Below are 17,537 nucleotides of genomic sequence, written 5' to 3'. Positions count from 1 at the left end.
TTACATAGACTTACCTTTGCTGTGCTGTCAATCATGATATTCAGCATAATTTATCTCTGCAATGCAGCATGAAATTCGTTTGACAAAGAGGGGAAAGCCATCGCTAAGCTAATGTAACGTTACAAGCGGATTGATCTATGGGTGGTGAAAAGGAAAAGACGGGAATACGGGCGATAGCGCGGCTTTCAGGCGTATCCACCGCGACAGTCTCGCGCGCGCTCAACAATCCCCAGAGCGTCAGCGAGGAGCTGCGGCTGCGTATCCAGTCCATCGTTGACCAGACCGGATATGTGCCGCACGGCATGGCGCGCGCTCTTTCGAGCAACCGCACCCGCACGATTGGCGCCATTATCCCCACGATTGACAACGCCATGTTCGCGCGCGGCATCGAAGCATTGCAGAAATACCTCTCGACGCGCGGCTACATGCTCATCCTCGCCACCAATGGCTATGACATTGATGTTGAACTTGAACAGGCCCGCAATCTCGTCGGCCGCGGCATCGATGGATTAATCCTGCGCGGCGACTGCCATCATCAGGCATTGAAGGACCTTCTCGTCGCCCGCAACATCCCCTCCATCAATGTCGGCGTCTATAATCCGAGTGGTGACTCTGCCAGCATAGGCGTTGACAATGAGGCAGCCGCCTATCGGGCAATGATGCATCTGATCTCACTAGGACATGAAAAAATCGGCATCGTCAGCGCACTGCAGCGGAACAATGACCGAGCCAGCGCCCGTATCCGCGGGTTCCGGCGCGCCCTGACGGAAAACGGCCTGGATCTTCCTGGCCGTTGGCATATCGAAGTCCGCTACACGCTCGATGATGCTCGAGAAGCAGCCCGGCAAATGCTGATAGGCGACAACCCGCCGACGGCCATCGCATGTGGCAATGATGTTTTGGCCTATGGCGTCATGCTCGAAGCCGAACGCCGGGGTATGCATGTTCCCCGAGATCTGTCGGTCGTCGGCTTCGACGACCTGGATTGGAGTAGGCATCTCAGACCGGCCCTCACGACACTGCATGTACCGACCGACGTGACATGGAAAGGCGCTGGAGAATATCTGCTCGCAACCTTGGATGGGCATAGAGTTCCCAGCCATTACGAGATCGATTATTCACTTATCATTCGCGAGTCGACCTGCGCGCCGGATAAGAAATGAAATCCCTTTTAAGATCCTAAGCGGATTAAAATTGTGAACCCACCCAAAGCTCTAAGGGAAACAAATGTTCTTACTGCGAAAAGCTGGTCTCTAATCCTGACACAAGTCTGGTGGTTAGCAGGACGTGTTTTCCCCTATCTTTCACCGATTTGACCGTCTCCAGGCGCCTGCTCGTTGTCAGCCAGATTTGCAATAGAAAGGCGCTCAAGGGAGGTTCGGACGGCGTTGTCGGCGCCACGCGTGATTCGCTCGAATGCTCTGTCCTCACTTGATCTCCGCCAAGTTTCGTCCCTTTCGAAGCCGCAAGATGTTGCTCTCTCACCTGAAAGATAATGTCGCGCAGCGCCGCGAGTTCAACCTGCCGGCCCTATTGTGAACATGCTTCCCGTCATCTCACGCTACGCTGCTCCGCTCGTGAGCGGCATAAAGTGCGTGGTATCGTCCATCGGCCTTCATCGGTAGGTGGTCGCATCCACTCTCTTTCACGATGTCACCTTCGACAACAATGATTCGGTGGCATTGGTAATAGTCGCCAGCCGATGAGCTATGGCCAGCTTCGCGCGACCCTGCGAAAGTTCAGCAAGCGACCGCTGAATAGCCCGTTCCGTCTCGCTGTCGAGCGCCGAGGTTGCCTCATCAAGAATCAGGATCGGAGGATTCTTCAAAAAGATGCGGGCAATCGCCAGTCTGCTTCTGTCCGCCGGACAGTTTAACCCCGCGCTCGCCGATCACCGTATCGAAACCGTTGGGCTAGAGCCCTAAGACATCGTCAAGACGGGCACGGCGTGCGGCCTCGGTGATCTCGCTCTGGCCGGCTTCGAGATGGCCATACGCGATGTTCTGCCCGGCGCCGAATGGCCTTCAGGACAAGGCTTCTCTGTCACTACTCCGACTTCGCCGAAAACGGGTCGACCGGTGCGATCCTGCCGATGGCGCGCTCAAGCACGGCGCCGGCTTCGAGCAGGCGGCGGTCGGCGAAGCGCGTTGCCAGAAGCTGCACGCCCATCGGCTTGCCCGGCACGGTTCCCACCGGCACCGACAGGCCGGGCAGTCCGATCGTCGGCGTTCCCATATAGGGCGCGCAGACATTGTAGAACCATTCGACATCGAGATCGTCGGACACATCGAGATCATCGATCATCGGCTTCGCCCAGCTGACGGCGGTCAGGACCAGCGGCCACTGTTCGAGGAAAAGCTGCCACTTGCGCAGAAGGCGAGCACGATGTGCGATCGCATCCAGCATACCGTCACGGCTGTCGATCACCGGTACGCCTTCGAGCTGGACTTCGAGCATACGTTTCATCTTCCAGTCGCCATGGGCTTCCATCAAAACGCCGAGACCGCCGCGCATCTCGTTGCCGAGAATGAGGCGCCAGTGATCGACCAGCTCCTGAAGGACGGCGTAGGCACTTCCTCCACTTCGTATCCGGCGTCGGCCAGCATGGCCGCCGCCTGGCGGATGGCGGCGCTGACTTCAGGATCTGCCGGGCTTTCATCCGTCTCCGCAACAACGGCCACCTTGCAGGGGCGATGGGCAAGCGGTTCGAAGATGTCGCCTGCCGGCACCTGCCAGATATCGTTCGGATCCGGGCGGCTCATCATCTGCATGCCCAGCCTGATATCCTCCAACGATCGGGCAAGAACGCCCTGCACCGCCATTAGCTGGGACACGATCTTGCGCTCCGGCATGGACGGGCTTGTCTGGGGGATGAGCCCCGATGTCGGGCGCAGGCCATAGACGCCGCAGCAATAGGCGGGGTGGCGCACAGAGCCGCCGATATCGTTGCCATGGCCAATCGCGCCGATACCAGCCGCGACGGCGGATCCGGCACCGCCCGACGAACCACCGCAGGTGATCGCCTTGTCATGCGGATTGAACGTTGCGCCATGCAGGTCGTTGCTGGTGAAGGCGCGCATCGAATAGGCCGGCGTATTGGTCCGCCCGAGGATCGGCAGACCACCCGCCCGCACGGCAGCGATCGTCGAAGAATCCTGCTCGGCCTTGTGATCCTTGTTGGCAATGACGCCGTTGGTCGTGGCGCGGCCCTTGAAATCGACATTGATCTTCACCGTCATCGGCACGCCGTGCAGCGGACCGGCAGCCCCATGCTTGCGCAGGCTCTCGTCAGCCGTCTTGGCCTCCGAAATCGCGGTCTCCGGCATCGTATCGACGACGGCGTTGATCGCGGGATTGACGGCATCCATACGCGCAATCGCGCTTTCGGTCGCCTCGACCGAACTGATGCGGCCGGACCTGATCCCGGCAGCCAGTTCCGCCGCCGTCCATTGCCAGAGTTCGTTGCTCATCGCCTGTCTCCCAATATGTCCTTGAAATTAAATGTGCCGTCACGCCTGGATCGTCGGTTGAGCACGACCGGCAAAGAATGACCTGCCCGGCACGGCGTCCAGAAGTCGCCTGGTGTAGTCACTTCGCGGGTTCTCGAAGAGCTCTTCCGTCGCCTGCTCTTCTTCGACCTGTCCCTTGCGCATGACGAGCACGCGGTCGGCGATCTCGCGAGCGACACGAAGGTCATGCGTGATGAAGACCATCGCAAGCCCCATCTCCGCCTTCAGATCGTTGAGCAGATCCAGAACCTGCGCCTGGATGGAAACGTCGAGCGCCGAGACCGCTTCGTCGGCAATCAGGATTTCCGGCTGCAAGGCCAGGGCACGCGCGATACAGATGCGCTGGCGCTGGCCGCCGGAGAATTCGTGCGGAAAGCGATCGAACGCCTGCGGCCCGAGCCCGACCCGCTCCAGCCATTGCTCGGCGAGCTTTCGCGCATCTGCCCTGCTGGTCCCGAATGCCATCGGGCCGCGGCAGATGCTCTCGCCTACCTTCAGGCGAGGATCGAGCGAGGAATATGGATCCTGGAAGACGATCTGCGCCTTGCGGCGGAAATCACGGAGATCCCTGCTGTTCATCCCCCGCACCGAAGTGCCGCGCCAGACCACATCACCCGCATCCGGCTCGATCAGGCGTAGAAGAATGCGCGCCAGTGTCGATTTCCCGGACCCGCTTTCGCCGACCACCGCCAGCGTGTCTCCTGGAGACAATTGCCAACTGACATCCTGTGCTGCCACCACCTCGCGCGGCTTGGCGAAAAGCCCCTGCCGTGAGACGAAACGCTTCTGCAATCCCCGGACTTCGAGAACCGGCGCCGCCTGTCTTGCGGCGTGGCGAAAAGCGCCCTTGCCGGGCACGGCGTCGAGCAACATCTGCGTATAGGCTTGGGATGGCTCTTTCAGCACGGCATCCGCCGGGCCGCTTTCAACGATGTCGCCCTTCTGCAGAACAACCACCTTGTCGGCGATGTCGGCGACCACGCCGATATCATGGGTTATGAACAGGACACCCATGTTGTGAGACTTCTGCAGGCTCTTGATCAGATCGAGGATCTGGCGTTGTGTCGTGACATCGAGCGCCGTCGTCGGCTCGTCGGCAATCAGGAGTTTCGGATTGTTGCAGAGCGCCATGGCGATCATCACTCGCTGCCGCTGCCCGCCCGAAAGCTGGAAGGGATAGGAGTGGCGCAGCCGCGGCGGATCGGGCAAGCCGACCTGCTCGAACAGTTCCTCGACCTTGGCGACCACTTCGCGGGCAGAAATGGAAGCCCGATGGGTTCGGATGGCTTCGGCAACCTGTTCGCCGACACGCTTCAAGGGATTGAGCGCCGTCAGTGGCTCCTGGAAGATCATCGAGATCTGGTCACCGCGCACGGTGCGTCGCGCTGCGGGAGGCAAGGCCGCGAGATCGCTGCCGCCAAACATCAGCGAGCCACCGTCAACGGCGATGCCGGGCGGCAGGAGGCCGAGAATAGCATGAGCGATCATCGACTTGCCGGAACCGGATTCGCCGACCAGGCAGACGATCTGGTTCTCCTCGATATCGAAGCTGACATTCGAGACGGCATGCGTCCGGTCAGCACCCTTCGGCAAGGCGATGGAGAGGTTCTGCGCGGAAAGAAGCGTCATGAGCGCGAGATCCTCGGATTGAGGGCATCATTGAGGGCTTCGCCGATCAGGTTTATCGCGACGGCCGTCAGCAGGATGGCAAGGCCGGGAAACACGCTGGCCCACCACGCCTGCCGGATCACGGTGCGGCCGGCACCGATCATGTAGCCCCAGGACATGAAGTTCGGATCGCCGAGCCCCATGAAACTCAGTGCCGCCTCGATCAGGATCGCTGACGCAACCGTCATGGATCCGGTGACGATGATCGGCGACATCGCGTTCGGAATGACGTGGCGAAGCAGGATGGACAGGGCCCCTGCCCCTGACAGCGCGCCGCCTGAACGAATTCGCGTGCCGCAATACTCTTGACCTGGATGCGGGTCAGCCGCGCCAAAGGCGGCCAGCTGACCAGACCGATGGCGAGGATGATCGTACCGATCGACGGCGTCAGGATCGCGACAAGCAGGATCGCCAGCACGAAATTGGGAATGGTCTGGAAGATCTCGATGAAGCGGACGATCAGATGATCCGCCATCGGGCCCGCAAAACCTGCTATCGCACCGAGCGTGACGCCGAGAACGAGCGCGGCAACCGTCGAGGCGATGCCGATCATCAGCGAGACGCTTGCTCCATGCATGATGCCGGAGGCGATATCACGTCCCATCGTATCGGTGCCGAGAAGCGCGCCTTGGGTTCCCGGGCCTTGCAATGGCGAACCGACCATGTCCCAGGGCGACCCCGGGTAGACGACCGGTGCAAGTGCTGCGGTGAGGCAGACCAAAGCCAGGATTGCCAGGCCTAGCAGGCCGGACGGTTGGCGGAGAAACGTGCGGATGCTGTCGGTCATCGTATCATCTGACTGCGAGGCGAGGATCGACCAGACGGTGGATCAGGTCGGTGAGAAGGTTCACGCAGATCACCAGGATCGACATGACGAGGAAAAGGCCGAGCAGGACCGGATAATCGCGGCTGGTCACGGCGTCGAAGATCAGCCGGCCAAGACCGGGCCAGGAGAAGACCGTCTCGACCACGACTGCACCGCCGACCATGGCGCCGACCTGAAGTCCGGCGAAGGTGATGACGGGCAGCGAGGCGTTGCGCAGCATGTGCCCGCGCAGGATCGCGCCTTCCGTCAGCCCCTTGGCGCGGGCGGTCTTGATGTAATCTTCGGCCGCCACCTCTATGACCGAGGACCGCATCAGCCGAGCATACATCGCCATGTAGATGCCACCGAGGGTCAAGGCCGGAAGGCAAAGGTGCTTCAGCACATCGAGTGCATAGGCCATCGGCCCAAGGCTTCCCGCCCGCATGCTCGCATAACCGAAGGCAGGCAGCCATTCGAGCTGGATCGAGAAGAGCAGGACCAGCATGAGGCCCAGCCAGAACACCGGCGTCGCGTAGAGGATCAAAGCCAGCAGCGAAATGACGAGATCGGAGATCTTGCCATGGCGGATGCCGGCCAATGCACCGAACACCACGCCGCCGATTAGCGAGATCAGGAATGCCGAGAGGGTCAAAAGCAATGTCGGGCCAAGGCGTTCGACAATGAGATCCTGCACCGGACGCCGCAGGCGATAGGAATATCCGAGATCGAGCGTCGCCACCTTACCGAGATAGGAGCCGAGCTGCACTAGATAGGGCTGATCCAGACCATATTCGGCTCGCACCTGCTCCAGAAACTTTTCGTCGGTCGCGCCTGACTGGCCGGCGATCACCGCGGCGGGATCGCCGGGCGCGGCCCGCACCAGAACGAAATTGATGGTGGCGATGACGAAGATCGTGATCACGATCCCCGCCACCTTGGAAAGAATGCTGCGCAGAGACATTACGAGGCCCAGCGCGCCCGTCCGAACGTTCCGTTCACGCCGATCGCCGTATCGATGAGGTTTTCCAGCCGCGCGTCATGGATGGTGGGGAACTGCTGCTCCGTCATCCACAGAACCGGCAATTCGTCTGTGAGGATCTTCTGGACCTTGCTGTAGAGTGCCGCCCGTTCCTCATCGGAGGTCTGCACTGCTGCGCGGTCGAAAAGATCGTCCACCTCCGGGTTGGAATAACCTTCGGTATTGGTGAACATCACACCCTTGCGGATGTTGGAGCTGATATAGCTGCGGCCTACGCCGAGGGCTGGATCGCCGTTCTGATACAGCATGTTGGACGTGACCTCGAATTCCCAGTTCGAAACCCGCTGGGCGAAGCCACCCGGATCGGTGGTCTCAAGCACCACTTCGATGCCGCCCTGCTTGAGGGCCTGGCGGAAATATTCGGCAAGCCGCGTCCACATTTCACCGAACGGCACGACCAGGAACTTGATCGAGGCACGGACACCGTTGGCATCCGGCTTGAGGCCCATCTCGTCGAGAAGCGCGGTCGCCTTGGCAATGTCGGTCTCGTAAAGGGTGACGTTCGGATCATAGAAGCGCGTCGTTGATGCGATCGGCCCGGTCGCAGGCTTTCCGAGGCCGAAATTGATCTTGTCGACGATGAACTTGGGATCGAGCAGATGCCGGACAGCCTTGCGGAAACGCAGATCGTCGAACGGCTTCGTTCGCAGGTTGAGCTCATACCAGAGAACAGGGCTGAAGAACTCGTAGCCCTTGGTCGTCATGGTCAGGTTTGGCATGGACGAAAGGCGCGGCACATCGAAGGGCTCGATATCGGCAAACTGCGAAAGCTGGGCCTCGCCTGTCTCCATCGCAACGGAACGCGACGCGCCGTCCGGAACGATCTTGTAGTAGATCTCGGTGAGCGCCGGCTGGCCTTCGAGGTAATAGTCCTCGTGGGCAACGAGATGGATGTGGCTGCCGCGAGACCATTCCTTCAGCTTGAAGGGGCCCGTGCCGATCGGCATGTCGTTGGCCGGGTTCTTCCGGTAGTCCGTACCTTCGTAGATATGTTTCGGCGCGATCGGCGCCGAGCTCGTCTCGAATGCCAGAATGAACGGGGCGAACGGGGTCTTGAGCTTGAAGACGACGGTGTGATCGTCCGGCGCGGTGATGCTTTCGCAACGCTCGAACACGCCGCGGGCGCGCGGATGAACTTCCTTCAGCATGACGTCGCAGGAGAAGACCACGTCGGCCGAGGTAAAGGGCTTTCCGTCATGCCACTTGGCATTCTTTGCCAGATAGAACGTATAGGTCAGCCCGTCCTCGGAGACCTCCCAGCGCTCGGCAAGCTGCGGCTGCGGCTTCAGGTCGAAATCGTAGCTGAGCAGGCTCTCGTAGATCTTGCCGCCGATCGTGCCGGTCGGGATCTGCTGGTTGAGGGGCAAAACCAGAATTGGCGGCTCGGGATTGATGATGGCCGTCAGACCACCGGACGCGCCCTGCGCATAGGCGACGCCATCATTGAACATCCGCAGGGCCGGCAGAGCGAGGCCGGCAGCCAGAAGCATCTTGTTGAAGCCACGTCTCTTCATCGTCCCAGTCCTTTTGTTCTATCGTTCCCGAAGCCTTTTCGGCCATTTGAAAAACCATAACAAAAGGCGAAAAATTCGAACAAGCGGGCTGTCGGCTTTGGTGTGGCATCTGTCGGGTTTGAGGTCGATAAAAACGCCTACGCCGCAAGACCGACAGTTAGAGTGCATGCACGTTTCTGAAAGCCGGAGAGAAGCTGATGGACGCTGGCGTCCGCGAATTCATCCAAAGCGCAACACTTCTGTTCATTGCCTCGAAAAGCCCTGAAGGCACGCTGGATGTGTCGCCGCGCGGCGGCCAACCATCCGTGCTGTGGCCGGATGACCAGGGTCGCCTCCTGCTGCCCGACTACATGGGCAACAAGCGGCTGGACACGATCGGAAACCTGCTCGGTAACCCGGAAGTCATGCTGGTCATACTCAGCCGCGGCGCCAACAGGTTCCTGCGGGTCAAGGCGCATGCGCAGGTTTCCACCCGCGCCGAAGACATCGCAATCTTCCCCGCGGACCAGAACCGGCCGATGACGGCGATCGTGCTTGAACCGATCGAGATCGAATTCGTCGAAAGCCCAGCCTTCGAGGGCGCCGGCTTCTGGCTGGACCCGAGCGCGCGCAAGCCGCCGCTCGACATGATCGGCTACTACCATTCCGACAAGACCATGCATAAGGATGCCGGCCGGCCGTCGGTGCCGAAGCCGACGATCGAAGAGAGCCGCCTTGTCCAGGCCGGAATCAGAGACCTCTATGGTACGCCGAGCGAACTCGTGCAGACCAAGGTCTATGACGCAATCGGGTCCGGCGGCCTGGCCTTCATCGACGAGGCACTTTTCATCATCCTCGCCTCGGTGGCCGGCGACGGCGGCATCAGGCTGGATGTTCTCGGCGGCGAGCGACTGGAACTGAATCCAGCCGCCAACCGTCAATCCTTCCGGCTGCATCTGCCCGAGGACGCCGCCGGGGTCCGAAGCACCGGCGAATGCGCGATCGTCGCCACGGTTCCCGGTCGCCTCGAAGCCCTGCGAATGAACGGCCCCTACCGATCCGACCTGCCGGCAGGCCCCGATCGCTCGATCGAGATTGCACCGGACGAGATCTTCTTTCACTGTTCGGCGGCACTCACCCGGTCGCGGATCTGGGCGGAGCCGCTTTCGGCCGCCTGGAGCGGCCTTCGCAATTTCAGGATTTCCTCGACGCGTGATGAAAACCCGGAGGTCAAATCCTTCAATCTCGAACCGCTCGACGCTGCCTCGATCGGAGAGATCCAGCCCGGCCAGTATGTGACGATCGCCGTACCGAGCGACGCCACCCAGCCACAGCGCCGCCGCAACTATTCCGTCTCGGGAAGGCCGGCGGACCGGATGATCCGCATCTCGGTGCGAAAGGTCAGCGACAACGGCCTGTCCGGCCTTCTGCATGGACTGAGTGCCGGCGATGAAGTCCAGGTCGGCGTGCCGGCAGGTCGGTTCGTGTTCAAAAGCCCGCCGCAGAGACCGGTGGTCTTCGTCAGTGCAGGCGTCGGCATTACACCGCTCCTGCCGATGCTGGAAACGGTCGTGGCCGAATGCGCCGAACGGGATGTCTGGTTCGTCCACGCAGCCAGAGACACACACCATCATCTCTTCGCAGACGAGGTCCATGAACTCGCCGAGCGCTCGGGCGGCCGAGTAAGGCTATTTTCTGCCTATTCGCGCGCAACGGAAAACGAGATGTGCGACCACCGCGGCCGTGTCGATGCGGCGCTTCTCGACAGGCTCGTGTCGGCCAGGGATGCTGATTTCTACATTTGCGGACCGGAGGCTTTCATGAGCTCGCTTCGGAAGGAATTGGTCGCACTCGGCGCGGACAGCGACAACATCCATTTCGAGGCCTTCGGCGCTTCCGGCGAAGGCATGGCGGAGAAGCTTGCGGGCCTGCCCGACCGAAAGATCGTCTTCACCGGTTCCGGCAGGGAAGTAACATGGCAGTCCACCAGCGGATCGCTGCTCGATCTGGCGCTCAGCAACGGCATCAAGGTTCAATATTCCTGCCGCAATGGCGATTGCCAGTCCTGTGTCCAGAAGCTCGTGAGCGGAGCGGCAGACTATCCGATGGGAGAGCTGCCGGTGCTCGCGGAAGACCAGGTACTGCTGTGTCAGGCCGTCCCCAAGACGGACATGATCCTGGGCTGCTGACCGACCTCAATGTCGCGACGGAACGCCCGCCGGGTTCATGCCCATGACGCGGCGAAAGATCGCCGCGAAGGCACTGGGACTGTCATAGCCAACTTCCCAGGCCACGCGCTGGACCGAATTGCCGAGCTCGAGCTTCGGGATGGCAGCCGATATGCGGCAGGCCTGCCTCCAGGCATTGAAGCTCATGCCCGTTTCCTCGCGGAACAGGCGTTCAAGCGTGCGCGAACTCGCGCCCGCCGCCTTGCCCCAGTCTTCTAGCGTCCGACGGTCCGCCGGCTGCTCGATCAAGGCATCGCAAATGAGTTTCAGGCGCCGATCACGTGGCAGGGGAACGCGGGGCGGCATGATTTCCGTTCGGGTCTCCGCGCGCGCGATTTCATCCAGCGTCAGCGCCGCGAGATGCTGGTAGACACTTCGATCCGCATGCCCTTCATAGATCTCTATCAGCCTCGGCAAAAGCCCTGAAAGCAGGGGTGACAGGTCCAGGACCGCGGCTTTTTCCCCGAGGCGCTTGGCAAGATCGGGCCGCACATAGAGCGAGCGAAAAATCGAGCCCGTCGGGTCGCCGGAAACGCTATGCCCGACCCCACCCGGCAACCAGCCGGCATGCCCTGGCTGCAAAGTCCATCGCCGCTCTCCGACGACAACTTCTACGACTGACGTCGTCGCACAGACCAGCTGGCCTCGGGCATGACTGTGCATCTTGCCCTGCTGACTGACGGGGACGTGGACCTGGTACGCAAAAACGGGATCATCTGAACAGTGCAGCTCGTTGAGGCTGCGCATCCGCGCGCGCTCCGATGAGGGCGGAAATGTTGCTATTTGCTCGGTCCGATACATTGGCGGTTTCCCCTGCCGTTCCCTTGTTTTCTTCAGCTTACAGCGCTTGCGAGGTTCCACAACCCGTAGAGGTTTCGTTATTTCGCAGGTGCAGCATTTTTCCGCGCTAGCGAATGTTGCGCGCCAGGAAATCGTGGAATCGTTCGTCCTCGGCTCTCGCGACATTGAGCCTTATGCCAGCGGCGATGTTGCTGCCTTTTTCGAGACAGAAGACACTTCCGGGCGCGATAAATATGCCTTCCCTCGCGCCGCGCCTCGCAAGCTCGATATCGCCGATTTTCGACGGCAACAGCAGATAGAGGTAGTAACCGCTGCCATTGCTGGCAAAGACATCAAATCCCTGCTGCCTGAGCCTTTGCAAAACCCGAAGTGCTGCACCATCGATACGGGTTGCAAGGCGCTTGAGATGACGGTCATAGTGACCATCAGCGAGAAGTCGATGGATCAGCCGCTCGACATGACCTGAACTGTTAACCGTCGTCAGCATCTTCAGTTCGGTCAGAGCGCTGATCTGCTGCCGATTGCCGACGATGTAGCCCGTTCGCAGGCTGGCCGACAGCGTCTTCGAAAACGTGCCGACGGACATGACCCTGTCAAGCTGGTCAAGGGTTACGAGCCGGCCCGGAACGTTTGGTGCCACATCGGCAAACGGGTCATCCTCGACAATCGTGACATTGTGCCGGGCGGCCGCGTTCAGCAGCGCATGGGCGACGGGCAGGCTCGTCGTGCTGCCCGTCGGGTTATGCCCGATCGATTGGGTGAAGAACATCCTTGGCCGTTCGGTCGCCGCCTTGGCGATGAAGTCGTCGACATCGGGGCCCTCCGGCGTTCGCCGCACGCCCAGCACGCGGACCTGAGCCAGCTTCAGCTTGGCGAAAAGCGGATAGTAACCGGGCTCGTCGACCAGGACGACGTCGCCCGGAGACAGGAAGGCACGGACGATCAGGTCTAGCGCATGGTTGGCCCCGAATGTCAGCAGGATCTCGTCTTCCGACGCCCGCAGATGCTGGTTTGCCAGACGTCTGGCGATTTCTGCGCGCAGGGCCGGAAGACCGAGAGCAGACCCGTAGGCATCCGTACCCGCCGTGTAGTCACGGCCGAAAAAGCTGAGGTGGCGTTTTATCTCCGATTCCTCTGTCCAGGATGGCGGCGGCCGGCCATCACCCACCCGGACATCGAAATTCTCCTCCAGCTGCGCGCTCAAAAGCGAGGCAATATCGACAGCCTCCACCACATGCCTTGGCCGTATGCTGCGGTCGGCATCCCGTGGCATGCGGACCTCGAAACCGGAGCCGGGACGCGCGGCGGCATAACCGGATGCGACCAGCCGATCATAGGCCTCGATGATCGTATTCTTGGAAACACCGTAATGCTCGGCAGCTTTGCGGATGGACATGAGCCGGCTTCCCGCCGGGATTTTCCCGCGCAGGATCTCCTCGCTCAACTGCGCCGTCAGCTTTTCGACAAGCGTGCCCGATCGCTGAAGAACATCCTCGGAAGCCACCATACGCATCTCCCAAATGGGTACAGTTAGGTAACAATTTTTAAAATCCGTACCTGTTCATCAGTATCAAGATTGTCGATCCTTGCGCAAGAGGAAGAGTGAATGGGAGGCGGCATTGGCTGAGAAGGCTATCGCCGGGACACGGGACGAAGGAGCGCGCTCCATCAATTCCCGTCTTGAGAATTTGCGCAATCTGACACCGGAAGAGCGCATGACCCGCGTGGCGGAAGCCGTGGGGCTTGGCGATGCAGACCGGCAGGTCTTCGGACGGGGCGGACTGCCGATTGCCCTTGCCAATGGCATGATCGAGAACGTGATCGGAACGTTCGAACTGCCGATCGGCATCGCCACCAACTTCACGGTCAACGGTCGCGACTATCTGATCCCCATGGCGGTGGAAGAGCCTTCCGTGGTCGCAGCCGCCTCCTATATGGCGCGTCTCGCGCGCGCGGATGGCGGCTTCGTCACATCCAGCACCGGGCCTGTCATGCGGGCACAGATCCAGGTGCTGAACGTCACTGATCCGCATGGAGCAAGAGCCCGCATCCTGAGCGAGCGGCAGTCGATCATTGCGGCAGCCAATGCCAAGGACAAGGTGCTGATCTCGCTCGGCGGCGGATGCCGCGATGTCGAGGTGCATGTCTTCGACGACACGCCGATCGGGCCGATGCTGGCGGCCCACCTGATCGTCGATGTGCGCGACGCGATGGGGGCGAACACAGTCAATACCATGGCCGAGACCGTGGCGCCGCTGATCGAAAAGATCACCGGCGGCGTGGTGCGCCTACGCATCCTGTCCAACTTCGCAGACCTGCGCCTTGCCCGCGCCATGGTGCGACTCTCGCCCGAGACCCTGAAAACACCGGAATATGACGGCGAGCGTATCGCGCGCGGTATCGTCGAGGCCTGCGCCTTCGCGATCGTCGATCCCTATCGGGCTGCGACCCACAACAAGGGCATCATGAACGGCATCGATCCGGTGGTGGTCGCGACCGGCAATGACTGGCGTGCGATCGAGGCCGGCGCTCATGCCTGGGCGGCGCGCAGCGGGCGCTACACCTCCCTGACACGATGGGAAGTCGATACGGCCGGCTATCTGGTCGGCACGCTGGAACTGCCGATGGCGCTCGGCTTGGTCGGCGGCGCAACGAAGACGCATCCGGCAGCACAGGCGGCGCTGAAAATCCTCGACGTGACCTCGGCGCAGGAACTGGCGGAAGTCACCACCGCCGTAGGACTGGCGCAGAACATGGCAGCGCTTCGTGCCCTTGCAACCGAGGGCATCCAGCGCGGCCACATGGCGCTGCACGCCCGCAACATCGCAATCGTGGCAGGCGCAGAGGGCGATGAGATCGAGAAGATCGCCGCCTCGCTCGCCGCCAATCACGACGTGCGTGTCGACCGAGCCAAGGAACTGCTCCAGGCCATGCGCGGCGAAAGCGTATGACAGCAGGGTGAACACAATGCGGAATGACGACAGGGTGTACCGCACGATGCGTCGCGCGGCTTTTCATCTGACCGGATTTGCCGACTTATCGCTGCGATGAGAGAGCATTTCCGAACTCTGGGAGGAGCAGATGGTGGACTTGAGCGTATTTGACAACTGGCAGAAAACCCGGTCCGGCCCGCTTTCGGGTGTCACGGTCCTCGATATCACGCGCGTGGTCGCCGGCCCCTTCTGCTCGATGCTGATGGCCGATCTCGGCGCCACCGTCATTAAGGTCGAGCACCCGGACGAACCCGACTATGCCCGCACCTTTCCACCCTTCGTCAGCTCGGACGAAGAGCAACTGAGCGCCTTCTTCGCACAGTTCAACCGCAACAAGCTCGGCATCACGCTCAACCTGAAGACCCCCGAGGGGAAGGAACTCCTCCATAAGCTCGTGACCAAGGTGAATATCCTGGTCGAGAATTTCAGGCCCGGCACGATGGAGAAGCTGGGGCTGGGCTTCGAGACGCTGCGGGAGATCAACCCAAGGCTGGTCTATACCGCGATCAGCGGCTACGGCCGCACCGGGCCGAATGCATCGCGGCCCGCCTATGACAATACCGGACAGGCTGCCGGCGGGCTCTGGTCCATGAACGGCTATGCCGATCGTCCGCCGGTACGCGTCGGCACGATCATCGGTGACCTCGCCGCCTCGCTCTACGCCGCGATCGGTACGATCGCAGCCCTTCGTGAGGCCGAACGCACGGGCAAGGGTCAGGTTGTCGACGTCTCGCAGCAGGATTCCGTCCTGACGCTGACGGAGAATGCCGTGGTGCGCTACACGACACAAAAGAGGTCGCCTCGCCGCTCGGCAACGATCATCCTTTCGTGCGGCCCTATGGCCAGTTCCCCTGCAAGGACGGCTACGTCTTCTTCGGCGGCTATACCGACAAGTTCTGGGCAATCACCTGCGCCATGTTCGGCGAGCCCGAAATGGCAAGCGATCCGGCCATCGACACGATGGAAAAGCGGTTCGACCCGGTCACCGCCGAGACGAAGGTCAAGCCCCTGCTCGAACGCTGGTTCTCCGCCCATACGAAAGCAGAGCTGGAGGAGATGGCGGGAGACAAGGTTCCGCTCAGCGCCATCAAGACCATCGCGGAAGTGGTGGAAGACCCGCATATCGCCGCCCGCAAGATGATCGTCAACGTGCCGATCGCCGGCAAGCTGATCGGCATGTTCGGCCTGCCCATCAAGCTTTCCGGCCAGGACGACGCGCCGCACGAAAAGGCGCCGTCGCCGGGCGAGCACAATGCACTTGTCTTCGAAAAGCTCGCCGGGATCGATGCCGATACGCTTGCCCGCCTCAAATCCGCGGGAGCGATCTGATGGCGATCGACTATCAGAAGGATGGCGCAGTCGCCACGATCCGCATCAACCGGGCTGAAAAGCTCAACGCGCTGACGCTCGCCATGTATGACGATCTCGGTCGTGCTTTCGCCGAGGCCAACAATGATACCGGCGTCAACGCGGTGGTGCTGACGGGGGCCGGCGACCGCGCCTTCTGCGTCGGCGCCGATCTTACCGAATCCATCCCGGCACTTGCGGAAGGGCGTTTCGACATCTCGCATTGGGACCCGGCGCATCTGAAGGTCGAGGGCTTCTACAAGCCGGTGGTCAGCGCGATCCGCGGCCTCTGCCTCGGCGGCGGCTTCGAGATCATGCTCGCGACCGATATCCGCGTCGCGGCATCGGATGCGCAGTTCCAGCTGCCAGAAGCCGGCCACGGCTTCGTTCCGGCCGGCGGCACGCTCGTACGGCTGGTGCGCCAGATCGGATATGCGCACGCCATGGAAATCATGCTGACCGCAGAACGGTTTTCCGCAGCAGACATGCAGGCGCGCGGCGTGATCAATCGCATCGTCGAGGCCGAGCGTGTGGAACCGGTGGCATATGAGATCGCCGAGCGGATCGCCTGGCTCAGCGCCAGCGCCGTGCAGACGATCAAGGAGGCGGCCCTCACGCTTCAGCATCTTCCCCTCGCGGAAGCCTTCCAGCGCGAGGCAGCTCTCGGTCAACGCACATTCACCAGTGACGATGCCAGGCGCGGCCTTGCAGCCTTTGCCGAGCGAGGCCGCCGGACATGACAGCTGCCACTCGCCCAGATGTGACGATCGTCGAAGTCGGCCCAAGGGACGGGTTGCAAAACGAGAAGCAGATCATAGCGACCGAACAAAAGCTGGCACTGATCTCGCTTTTGCGCGCAGCCCACCTGCCGCGGCTGGAGATCACCGCTTTCGTTTCGCCGCGATGGGTGCCGCAGATGGCGGATCACGAGCAGGTCCTGCGCCAGACTCCGGCCGCAGAAGCGCTCATCCGCTCCGTCCTGGTCCCGAACGAACGCGGCGCATTGGCCGCATTGTCGATCGGCGTCGACGAACTGGCGGTATTCACCAGCGCATCGGAAACCTTCGCGCACAGGAACATCAACTGCTCCATCGCGGAAAGCCTAGAGCGCTTCGAGCCGGTCGCGGCTCTGGCCCGCGACCACGGCGTGCGGTTGCGCGGCTATGTCTCCTGTGCCGTGGAATGCCCGTTTGAGGGACCTGTCGCACCGCGGGCCGTGCTTGGCGTCGCCAGCGCGCTCGCCGATCTGGGCTGCATCGAGATTTCACTGGCGGACACGATCGGTCGGGCAACGCCCGATGGCGTCGACACCATGCTCTCCACCGTTGCGGCCGGATTGAGCCCGGTGCAGCTCGCCTGTCATTTCCACGATACGTTCGGCCGTGCTCTCGACAATGTCGACGTCGCGCTTGGCCACGGCATCCGCGTGTTCGACAGCGCGATCGGCGGCCTCGGCGGCTGCCCCTACGCGCCGGGTGCAGCCGGAAACGTCAGCACACTGGCACTCGCAGAGCATATCGCAAGCAAGGGCTTTTCGACCGGCATAGACATGAAACGCCTGCGGCAAGCGGAGGAATTTGCCGCAGGTCTCCGGGAAGCCAATCCACCAGATCGGGCCAGCTTCGGGAGGCGTATGCCTGGCTGACGACAGTGA

At 61.5% G+C, this 17,537-nt stretch carries 12 protein-coding genes and 3 pseudogenes; 6 read left to right on the top strand and 9 right to left on the bottom strand.

The genetic code is table 11. The features are described from left to right. Nucleotides 1-137 precede the first annotated feature (137 nt). Nucleotides 138-1,163 (top strand): LacI family DNA-binding transcriptional regulator, encoded by a 1,026-nt coding sequence (locus tag N7E02_RS02625; protein ID WP_286577947.1) that lies wholly within the window; start codon nt 138-140, stop codon nt 1,161-1,163. Nucleotides 1,164-1,556: 393 nt separating this feature from the next. Here the strand turns inward: N7E02_RS02625 and N7E02_RS02620 are convergent. The 7 genes and pseudogenes from N7E02_RS02620 to N7E02_RS02590 all read right to left on the bottom strand — a co-directional run. After that, a pseudogene (locus N7E02_RS02620) lies at nt 1,557-2,006 on the bottom strand (ATP-binding cassette domain-containing protein); the annotation flags it as partial. Between the two features lie 40 nt (nt 2,007-2,046). Further along, the gene (locus N7E02_RS02615; protein ID WP_286577946.1) at nt 2,047-2,466 is read right to left on the bottom strand and encodes an amidase; all 420 of its coding nucleotides are present in this window, start codon (nt 2,464-2,466) and stop codon (nt 2,047-2,049) included. 23 nt (nt 2,467-2,489) lie between these two features. Further along, a complete protein-coding gene (locus N7E02_RS02610; protein ID WP_286577945.1) occupies nt 2,490-3,470 on the bottom strand; it encodes an amidase family protein in 981 nt (326 codons plus the stop codon). A 39-nt stretch (nt 3,471-3,509) separates the two neighbouring features. Next, the gene (locus N7E02_RS02605) at nt 3,510-5,138 is read right to left on the bottom strand and encodes an ABC transporter ATP-binding protein (protein ID WP_286577944.1); all 1,629 of its coding nucleotides are present in this window, start codon (nt 5,136-5,138) and stop codon (nt 3,510-3,512) included. After that, a pseudogene (locus N7E02_RS02600) lies at nt 5,135-5,964 on the bottom strand (ABC transporter permease). Before N7E02_RS02600 ends, N7E02_RS02605 begins: the two are co-directional and overlap by 4 nt. Nucleotides 5,965-5,968: 4 nt before the next feature. Further along, nucleotides 5,969-6,943, bottom strand: a complete 975-nt coding sequence (locus tag N7E02_RS02595; protein WP_286577943.1) for an ABC transporter permease — start codon at nt 6,941-6,943, stop codon at nt 5,969-5,971. Then, nucleotides 6,943-8,535, bottom strand: coding sequence for an ABC transporter substrate-binding protein (locus N7E02_RS02590; protein ID WP_286577942.1), 1,593 nt, complete (start codon nt 8,533-8,535; stop codon nt 6,943-6,945). Before N7E02_RS02590 ends, N7E02_RS02595 begins: the two co-directional genes overlap by 1 nt. Nucleotides 8,536-8,732: 197 nt before the next feature. On the opposite strand from N7E02_RS02590, the gene N7E02_RS02585 reads away from it, so the two are divergent. Next, nucleotides 8,733-10,703, top strand: coding sequence for a 2Fe-2S iron-sulfur cluster-binding protein (locus tag N7E02_RS02585; protein ID WP_286577941.1), 1,971 nt, complete (start codon nt 8,733-8,735; stop codon nt 10,701-10,703). A 6-nt stretch (nt 10,704-10,709) separates the two neighbouring features. Here the strand turns inward: N7E02_RS02585 and N7E02_RS02580 are convergent, their stop codons facing one another. Together N7E02_RS02580 and N7E02_RS02575 are read right to left on the bottom strand one after the other, a co-directional pair. Further along, nucleotides 10,710-11,405 (bottom strand): helix-turn-helix transcriptional regulator, encoded by a 696-nt coding sequence (locus tag N7E02_RS02580; RefSeq protein ID WP_286577940.1) that lies wholly within the window; start codon nt 11,403-11,405, stop codon nt 10,710-10,712. 244 nt (nt 11,406-11,649) lie between these two features. Continuing rightward, complete coding sequence (locus N7E02_RS02575) at nt 11,650-13,050, bottom strand: aminotransferase-like domain-containing protein (protein ID WP_286577939.1); 1,401 nt, start codon at nt 13,048-13,050, stop codon at nt 11,650-11,652. Between the two features lie 208 nt (nt 13,051-13,258). On the opposite strand from N7E02_RS02575, the gene N7E02_RS02570 reads away from it, so the two are divergent. The 4 genes and pseudogenes from N7E02_RS02570 to N7E02_RS02555 all read left to right on the top strand — a co-directional run bounded on the left by N7E02_RS02570 (nt 13,259) and on the right by N7E02_RS02555 (nt 17,528). Beyond that, a complete protein-coding gene (locus N7E02_RS02570; protein WP_286578412.1) occupies nt 13,259-14,494 on the top strand; it encodes a hydroxymethylglutaryl-CoA reductase, degradative in 1,236 nt (411 codons plus the stop codon). Between the two features lie 130 nt (nt 14,495-14,624). Beyond that, a pseudogene (locus tag N7E02_RS02565) lies at nt 14,625-15,865 on the top strand (CaiB/BaiF CoA transferase family protein). Next, on the top strand, nt 15,865-16,623 hold the full coding sequence (locus tag N7E02_RS02560) for an enoyl-CoA hydratase/isomerase family protein (protein ID WP_286577938.1): 759 nt from the start codon (nt 15,865-15,867) through the stop codon (nt 16,621-16,623). The pseudogene N7E02_RS02565 and the gene N7E02_RS02560 overlap by 1 nt, the downstream one beginning before the upstream one ends. Then, complete coding sequence (locus N7E02_RS02555) at nt 16,620-17,528, top strand: hydroxymethylglutaryl-CoA lyase (protein ID WP_286577937.1); 909 nt, start codon at nt 16,620-16,622, stop codon at nt 17,526-17,528. The genes N7E02_RS02560 and N7E02_RS02555 overlap by 4 nt, the downstream gene beginning before the upstream one ends. Nucleotides 17,529-17,537: the final 9 nt, after the last annotated feature.

The sequence above is a fragment of the Terrirhizobium terrae genome (genome assembly GCF_030323265.1).
Classification (GTDB): Bacteria; Pseudomonadota; Alphaproteobacteria; order Rhizobiales; family Rhizobiaceae; genus Neorhizobium.
This window is presented reverse-complemented; position numbering and strand designations above follow the sequence as displayed.

Coding starts and splice junctions, on each gene's coding strand:
- N7E02_RS02625 (WP_286577947.1), top strand. CDS start 138: ATGGGTGGTGAAAAGGAAAAGACGGGAATACGGGCGATAGCGCGGCTT.
- N7E02_RS02615 (WP_286577946.1), bottom strand. CDS start 2,466: ATGAAACGTATGCTCGAAGTCCAGCTCGAAGGCGTACCGGTGATCGAC.
- N7E02_RS02610 (WP_286577945.1), bottom strand. CDS start 3,470: ATGAGCAACGAACTCTGGCAATGGACGGCGGCGGAACTGGCTGCCGGG.
- N7E02_RS02605 (WP_286577944.1), bottom strand. CDS start 5,138: ATGACGCTTCTTTCCGCGCAGAACCTCTCCATCGCCTTGCCGAAGGGT.
- N7E02_RS02595 (WP_286577943.1), bottom strand. CDS start 6,943: ATGTCTCTGCGCAGCATTCTTTCCAAGGTGGCGGGGATCGTGATCACG.
- N7E02_RS02590 (WP_286577942.1), bottom strand. CDS start 8,535: ATGAAGAGACGTGGCTTCAACAAGATGCTTCTGGCTGCCGGCCTCGCT.
- N7E02_RS02585 (WP_286577941.1), top strand. CDS start 8,733: ATGGACGCTGGCGTCCGCGAATTCATCCAAAGCGCAACACTTCTGTTC.
- N7E02_RS02580 (WP_286577940.1), bottom strand. CDS start 11,405: ATGCACAGTCATGCCCGAGGCCAGCTGGTCTGTGCGACGACGTCAGTC.
- N7E02_RS02575 (WP_286577939.1), bottom strand. CDS start 13,050: ATGGTGGCTTCCGAGGATGTTCTTCAGCGATCGGGCACGCTTGTCGAA.
- N7E02_RS02570 (WP_286578412.1), top strand. CDS start 13,259: ATGACCCGCGTGGCGGAAGCCGTGGGGCTTGGCGATGCAGACCGGCAG.
- N7E02_RS02560 (WP_286577938.1), top strand. CDS start 15,865: ATGGCGATCGACTATCAGAAGGATGGCGCAGTCGCCACGATCCGCATC.
- N7E02_RS02555 (WP_286577937.1), top strand. CDS start 16,620: ATGACAGCTGCCACTCGCCCAGATGTGACGATCGTCGAAGTCGGCCCA.